The organism is Variovorax sp. 01T439_2, from assembly GCF_056398445.1.
The window spans coordinates 1-7,147 of the sequence record NZ_JBFTPJ010000213.1 but is presented as its reverse complement, the minus strand read 5'-3'; the positions used below and the strand labels follow the sequence as shown (position 1 = coordinate 7,147).

General features: G+C 69.3%; 6 protein-coding genes and 1 pseudogene. 4 read left to right on the top strand and 3 right to left on the bottom strand.

Translation table 11 applies throughout. The features are described 5' to 3' along the window. Window positions 1–239, bottom strand: a pseudogene (locus AC1DOC_RS12320) (tripartite tricarboxylate transporter substrate binding protein); the annotation flags it as partial. 47 nt (window positions 240–286) lie between these two features. Further along, window positions 287–727: an OsmC family protein gene (locus AC1DOC_RS12315; RefSeq protein ID WP_018907542.1), complete on the bottom strand. Its 441-nt coding sequence runs from the start codon at window positions 725–727 to the stop codon at window positions 287–289. A 241-nt stretch (window positions 728–968) separates the two neighbouring features. Here AC1DOC_RS12315 and AC1DOC_RS12310 point away from each other — a divergent pair, with 241 nt between their 5' ends. After that, on the top strand, window positions 969–2,666 hold the full coding sequence (locus AC1DOC_RS12310; RefSeq protein ID WP_478081318.1) for a long-chain fatty acid--CoA ligase: 1,698 nt from the start codon (window positions 969–971) through the stop codon (window positions 2,664–2,666). 76 nt (window positions 2,667–2,742) lie between these two features. After that, complete coding sequence (locus tag AC1DOC_RS12305) at window positions 2,743–3,273, top strand: thermonuclease family protein (protein WP_307596243.1); 531 nt, start codon at window positions 2,743–2,745, stop codon at window positions 3,271–3,273. A 2-nt stretch (window positions 3,274–3,275) separates the two neighbouring features. Here the strand turns inward: AC1DOC_RS12305 and AC1DOC_RS12300 are convergent, their stop codons facing one another. Further along, complete coding sequence (locus AC1DOC_RS12300; protein ID WP_478129870.1) at window positions 3,276–4,622, bottom strand: NAD(P)/FAD-dependent oxidoreductase; 1,347 nt, start codon at window positions 4,620–4,622, stop codon at window positions 3,276–3,278. A gap of 178 nt (window positions 4,623–4,800) precedes the next feature. On the opposite strand from AC1DOC_RS12300, the gene egtB reads away from it, so the two are divergent. Then, window positions 4,801–6,057, top strand: coding sequence for an ergothioneine biosynthesis protein EgtB (egtB, locus tag AC1DOC_RS12295; protein ID WP_478081317.1), 1,257 nt, complete (start codon window positions 4,801–4,803; stop codon window positions 6,055–6,057). Window positions 6,058–6,060: 3 nt separating this feature from the next. Next, a complete protein-coding gene (gene egtD, locus AC1DOC_RS12290; protein WP_478084053.1) occupies window positions 6,061–7,080 on the top strand; it encodes an L-histidine N(alpha)-methyltransferase in 1,020 nt (339 codons plus the stop codon). Window positions 7,081–7,147: the final 67 nt, after the last annotated feature.

The following is a 7,147-nucleotide window of genomic DNA, read 5'->3' as shown; positions in this document are numbered from 1 at the left end:
TCGGCGCCCACCGAACCGCCCGCGCCGGGCTTGTAGTCGACGATCAGCGGCTGGCCCAGCACCGCCTGCAGCTTGTCGGTGAGGAGGCGCGCATGCTGGTCGAGCGGGCCGCCCGCCGGAAAGCCGATGACGAGCTTGATCGGCTTGTCGGGGTAGGCGGCCAGGGCGGCGCCGCCGAGGCCGAAAGACGCGATCGAAAACAAAGCCGCCACGAGGGCGGTGCGGGCTGGGCGGGTCATGGATCGTCTCCTCTTTTCTTCAAGTGGAGACGATCATAAGCAGCGGTTCAAGCGGCGAGCGTCGCCTTCAGCGTGATTTCCGGCACGCTGGCCAGCGCCTTCGACAGCGGGCAGCCGGCCTTGGCGGCGGCCGCGATCTGCTGGAACTTCGCTTCCTCCAGCTTGGGCACGGCGGCGTCGAGCTCGAGCGCGATGCGGTCGATCTTGAAGCCCTCGCCGTCCTTGGCCAGCCGCACCGCGGCCTTGGTGTCGATGCGGGTGGCGGTGAAGCCCTCTTTCTCCAAGGCGAAGGCAAAGGCCATCGTCAGGCAGGCCGCATGGGCTGCGCCGACGATCTCCTCGGGGTTGGTGCCGCGCTTGTCGTCCTCGAAGCGGCTGGCGAAGCCGTAGGGATAGTCCTTGAGGGCGCCGGTCTCGGTGCTGACCTGGCCCTTGCCGGTCTTGCCGGCGCCTTCCCAGTGAACGCTTGCGTGCTTGTCTGCTGCCATGAAAACTCTCCTTCGGTCGGGTGACGGGTGGTGGGTGATGGGAGACGCAGGTATCGCGCGGAACGCCGCGCTTGTCTGTAGTCGCAAATCGCATGCGATGAAGATCGCGAAGATTGGGCAATGGCGAGCCGGGCGTCGCCAAGGTGACGCGTCCGGGGGCTTCCCCGATGGGAGCGGCGTGCGGCTCGGCTTAGGCTGCGGCCTGTCTTCTTTCTCTCCCTCTCCTCCGCCCGCCTTGACCATGCAACCACGCCCGCACCACAAGTTCTGGCCCAAGCGCCTGCCGCATTCGATCACCGTTCCCGCCACCTCGCTGTGGCACAACCTCGCGACCTCGGCGGCGCGCTATCCGGACAAGGCCGCGCTGGTCTTCTTCGGCCGGGTGCTGAGCTACTGCGGCTTCGCGGACCAGGTCGAGCGGCTGGCCGGCACGCTGCATGCCCTGGGCGTGAAGCGGGGCGACCGCGTGGTGCTGGACATGCAGAACTGCCCGCAGCTGGTGGTCGCTCATTTCGCGATCCTGCGCGCCAATGCGGTGGTGGTGCCCGTCAACCCGATGAACCGGGCCGAGGAGCTCAAGCACTACATCGTCGACCCCGATGCCAAGGTTGCCATCACCACCGGCGACCTGGCCGGCGAGCTTGCCAAGGCCAGCAACGCGCTGCCGCCCGCGCAGCAGCTGGCCCACATGATCGTGACCCAGTTCACCGACGCCTTCGACGCCGATGCGAGCGGCGACGACGCTCCGGCGCCGGCCTGGAAGGAATGGCTCGCCACGCGCCATCCGCTGCCCGAACTGGCAGGCGGCAAGGCCATGGCCTGGACCGACGCGCTGGCCGCGGGCCATGCCGCGCCCGAGCATGTGGTGGGCGCCAACGACATGGCGCTGCTGCCCTACACCAGCGGCACCACCGGCCTGCCCAAGGGCTGCGTGCACCACCATTCGAGCCTCATGCACAACGCGGTGGCCGGCCAGCTCTGGGGCCAGGCCACCTCGGAAGCTGTGGTGCTGGCGGTGGTGCCCATGTTCCACATCACGGGCGTGGTGAGCATGATGCACACCTCCATCCTCGCGGCGGCCACGCTGGTCATCATGCCGCGCTGGGACCGCGAGGTGGCGGGCCGGCTCATCTCGCGCTGGAAGGTCACGAGCTGGACCAACATCCCCACCATGGTGATCGACCTCATGGCCAGCCCCAACTTCGCGAGCTACGACCTGTCGAGCATCACGCACATCGGCGGCGGCGGCGCGGCCATGCCGCAGGCCGTGGCCCAGCGCCTCTTCGAGCAGTACGGCCTCAAGTACCAGGAGGGCTACGGCCTCACCGAAACCGCCGCGCCCTCGCACACCAACCCGTCGGACCATCCCAAGCAGCAGTGCCTGGGCATTCCGTTCATGAGCACCGATGCGCGCGTGGTCGACCCCGACACGCTGGCCGAAATGCCCATCGGCGAATCGGGCGAGATCATCATCCACGGGCCCGAGGTGTTCCAGGGCTACTGGAAGCGCCCCGATGCCACCCAGGCGGCCTTCGTCGAGTTCGAGGGCAAGCGCTTCTTCCGCTCGGGCGACATGGGCCGCATGGACGAGGACGGCTACTTCTTCATGACCGACCGCCTGAAGCGCATGATCAACGCGAGCGGCTTCAAGGTGTGGCCGGCCGAGGTCGAGCTGCTGATGTTCCGCCATCCCGCGATCCAGGAGGCCTGCGTCATTTCCACCCGGGACGACTACCGCGGCGAATCGGTCAAGGCGGTGGTGGTGCTGCGCGCCACGCACAAGGACACCACCGAGCAGCAGATCATCGACTGGTGCCGCGAGAACATGGCGGTCTACAAGATCCCGCGCAAGGTGCAGTTCGTCGACGCGCTGCCCAAGAGCGGCAGCGGCAAGGTGATGTGGCGGCTGCTGCAGGAAGACGAGAACGGCGCGCGGTAACAGCGGGTTCGCGGCCGGGGCGCGGCGCATTTCGCGCCGAGAATCCGGGGCTTCGACCGCCCGATTTTCCCCGCCCATGCGCCTGCGCTTTCCGTTCGCCGTTTGTCTTGCGTTGCTGCTGCTGCCGCTGCTGTCGCAGGCCGCTTCTTCGTCCCGCACCTGCCTGGTGGTCGGCATCAGCGACGGCGACACGCTCACCGCGCGCTGCGGGCGCCTCGGTGCCTACGAGGAGGTCAAGGTGCGCATTGCCGCCATCGACGCACCGGAGCGCGCACAGCCCTACGGCCAGCGCAGCAGGCAGGCGCTGAGCCGCATCTGCTATTTCGAGCAGGCGGTCATCACCGAGCGCGACACCGACCGCTACGGCCGCACCGTGGCCGACGTGCGCTGCAACGGCGAGGATGCGGGCACCCGCATGGTGGCCGAAGGCTGGGCCTGGGTGTACGACTTCAACGGCATCGCCACGCGCCGCGGCGGCGAACTGTTCAAGCTGCAGGACAGCGCGCGTGCGCAGCGGCTCGGGCTGTGGGCCGGCGCCAGGCCGCAGCCGCCCTGGGAGTGGCGGCGCCGCCAGCGCGAGGACCACCCGGACCGCTTCCTGTTCTGAGCCTACGACTCGCTCTTGCCCCGCACGTCCGCCACCACGCGCGCATTGCGCTGGAAGCTCCAATAGGCGCTGGCCCAGTCCATCAGCACCACGATGCGGTTGCGGAACCCGATAAGGAAGTACGCGTGCGCGAACAGCCAGAACAGCCACGCGAGCCGGCCGCTGAAGCGCAGCGGTCCCAAGGGCGTTTCCAGGTCGACCACCGCCGAATTGCGGCCGATGGTGGCCAGGTTGCCGTAGTCCCGGTAGCGGAAAGGCACGGTGGGCACGCCCGCGATGCGGCGAAGAATGTTGGCGGCCGCCGCGCGGCCCATCTGCTTGGCGCCGGGCGACACGCCGGGCACCGGCTTGGGCGGCTTGCCGGGGGCGTAGCTCAGGGCCGCGGCCAGGTCGCCCACCACGCTGATCTCGGGATGGCCCGGCAGGCTCAGGTCGGGCTCGACCTTGATGCGGCCCGCGCGGTCGCATTCGGCGCCGGTCGCCTCGCCCAGCATGCGTCCGAGCGGCGATGCCGCCACGCCCGCCGCCCACACCACGCAGCTGCTGTCGATGCGGTAGCTGGTGGCCGGAGCGCCGCTGGCACCGCCGCCGGCTTCCACTTCGAGGCCGGTGGCGTCGATGGCGGTCACGCGTGCATTGAGCCGCACCTCCACGCCCAGCCGCTGGAGCTGCTCCAGCGCCTTCTGGCTCAGGCTCTCGGGCATGGCCTGCAGCACGCGCGGCCCGCCCTCGACGAGCAGCACCTGTGCGCTCCCCGGATCGATGCGGCGGAATTCGCCGGAGAGCGTGTGCTTGGCGATCTCGGCCAGCGTGCCGGCCATCTCGACCCCCGTGGGGCCGGCGCCGATCACCACGAAGGTGAGCAGGGCGCGGCGGCGCTCGGGGTCGGTGGCGGTTTCGGCCGCTTCGTAGGACATCAGCACGCGGCGGCGGATCTCGAAGGCGTCCGACAGCGTCTTGAGGCCCGGCGCCAGGGGCGCCCATTCGTCATGGCCGAAATAGCTGTGGGCCGCGCCGGCCGCGACCACCAGGTGGTCGTAGCTCACCAGGCTGCCGTTGGCCAGCCGGAGCGCGCGCGCGGCCGGATCGATGGCGCTCACTTCGCCGAGCAGCGTGGTGATGCGCGGCTGCGCGCGGAACAGGGCCCGCACCGGCGCTGCGATCGACGGCGCGGCCAGTCCGGCGGTCGCCACCTGGTAGAGCAGCGGCTGGAACAGGTGGTGGTTGGTCTTTTCGATCACCGTCACGTCCACGTCGGCGCGTTMGAGCCGGCGGGCGGCTTCGAGTCCGCCGAATCCGCAGCCGACGATGACGACATGGGGGCGGGCGGAGGCGTTGGTCGTTTGCATCGAACAGATGATACGCAGCCGCCCTGCACGCCGGCCGATCTTGTGCCAAAGTGGCTCCCCCCACCGATGGTTGCCTGTGCCTCCCCCGGCCCACGGCGTGCCAAGGGCGCGAACTTGTCCTACGCGCCTTTGCAACGGCCATCGGCTACAAATTGCGGTTGACCCGACTGGAGACACCATGACGCTTTCCCGGCCGATCACCCAGGCGGCGAGCGCGCTGCGCGGCAAGTTCCGCGAAGTGCGCGCCGCCAGCCTGGCACTCGCCGCGCCGCTCTCCGCCGAAGACCAGTGCATCCAGTCGATGCCCGACGCGAGCCCGACCAAATGGCACCTCGCGCACACGACCTGGTTCTTCGAGACCGTGCTGCTCCAGCCGCATGCGGCGGGCTACCGGCCTTTCGACGAGCGGTTCCATTACCTCTTCAACTCGTACTACGAAGCGCTCGGCCCGCGCCATCCGCGCCCGCAGCGGGGGCTGCTCACGCGCCCTTCCGTGGACGAGGTGCATGCCTACCGCGCCCATGTCGACGAGGCGGTGCTCGCGCTGCTCGACGGCGCCGACGGCGAGCGCGATTGGGCGGCCATCGAGCCCATCGTCACGCTCGGGCTGCACCACGAGCAGCAGCACCAGGAGCTGCTGCTCACCGACGTCCTGCATGCCTTGTCATGCAATCCGCTGTTGCCCGCCTACCGGCCCGCGGCCGGGCCCGCGCTGCGGCTGGCTGCCGTGCCGCCGGCCATGCGCTGGCTGCCGCAGCCCGGCGGCATGGTGCAGGTGGGCCATGAGGGGCCGCAGCAGGGCTTTGCCTTCGACAACGAAACGCCGCGCCATGCGGCCCTGCTGCAGCCCTATGCCATGGCCGACCGGCTGGTGAGCTGCGGCGACTATGCGCAGTTCATTGCCGACGGCGGCTACCAGCGCCCCGAGCTCTGGCTCTCAGACGGCTGGGCGGCGGTGCAGGCGCAGGGCTGGCGCCATCCCGCCTACTGGCTGGCCGCCGACGACCCGCGGCTGCAGGCCCAGCAGCCGCAGGGCGGCTGGCAGGTGTTCGGCCTGCATGGCGTGCGGCCGATGGAGGCCGATGCACCCGTGTCGCAGCTGAGCTTCTACGAGGCCGCCGCGTATGCCGAATGGGCCGGTGCGCGCCTGCCGACCGAATTCGAATGGGAAGCGGCCTTCGATGCGCCCGGCATCTCGCAGATGACCGGCCACGTCTGGCAATGGACGCGCTCCTCCTACGACCCGTATCCCGGCTTCAGGCCCATGCCCGGCATCGCGGCCGAATACAACGGCAAGTTCATGGTGGGCCAACTGGTGCTGCGTGGCGGCAGCGTGGCGACGCCGGCCGGGCACACGCGGCCCAGCTACCGCAATTTCTTTCCGCCGGCGGCGCGCTGGCAGTTCTCGGGGCTGCGGCTCGCGAAAGACATCTGAATCATGCGCAATCCAAGCTCCTCGTCCTCCTTTTCGTTTGCCACCGCCCAGCCGCAGCAGCGCCAGCCTGTCGCGCCTGCCGCCGCGGAAAAAAATGCGGCGCTGCTCTCCGAGTTCGGCCGCGAGATGCAGGCGGGCCTCGCGCGCAGGCCGCGCAGCATTTCGCCCAAGTATTTTTACGACGCCGCGGGTTCGCAGCTGTTCGACCGCATCTGCGAGCTGCCCGAGTACTACCCCACGCGCACCGAGCTGCGCATTCTTGGCGAATGCGCGGGCGAGATCGCCGCGCAGGTGGGTCCGGGCGCCGAGATCGTCGAGTTCGGCGCCGGCTCGCTCACCAAGGTGCGGCTGCTGCTCGATGCGCTCGAGGCGCCCAGGCGCTACCTGCCGATCGACATTTCCGGCGAGCACCTGGCGGCCGCCGCCGAGCGGCTCAGGGCCGACTACCCGCAGCTGGCGGTGCAGCCGATCGCGGCCGACTACACCATGCCGCTGGTGCTGCCCGCGCCGCTCGCCGGTGCGGGCAAGCGCGTGGGTTTTTTCCCCGGCTCGACGATCGGAAATTTCGAGCCCGACGAGGCACTGGCCTTCCTGCAACTCGCGGCGCGCATGCTGCGCGGCGGCGGTCTGCTGATCGGCGTCGACCTGGTGAAGGACCCGGCCCGCCTGCATGCCGCCTACAACGATGCGCAGGGCGTGACCGCGGCGTTCAACCTCAACCTGCTGCGGCGCGCCAATGCCGAGCTCGACGCCAACTTCGATCTCGAGGGCTTTGCGCACGCGGCCTTCTACAACGCACCGAAGCAGCGCATCGAGATGCACCTGGTCAGCCGGCGGGACCAGATCGTTTTACTGAACGGCGAGCGGTTTGCGTTCGAGGAAGGGGAGACCATCCACACCGAGTACTCGCACAAGTTCACCGTGGAAGGGTTGCGGGCGCTGGCGGTGAAGGCGGGGTTCCGGCCGGGGGCGGTGTGGACGGATCCGGAGAGGCTCTTCAGTGTGCATTGGTTGGGGGCTTGAATTGTTTTGAGTTTCGGGGCCGGGTCTCGCCCCGGCGGGCGACTCACTTTCTTTGCTTCGCGAAGCA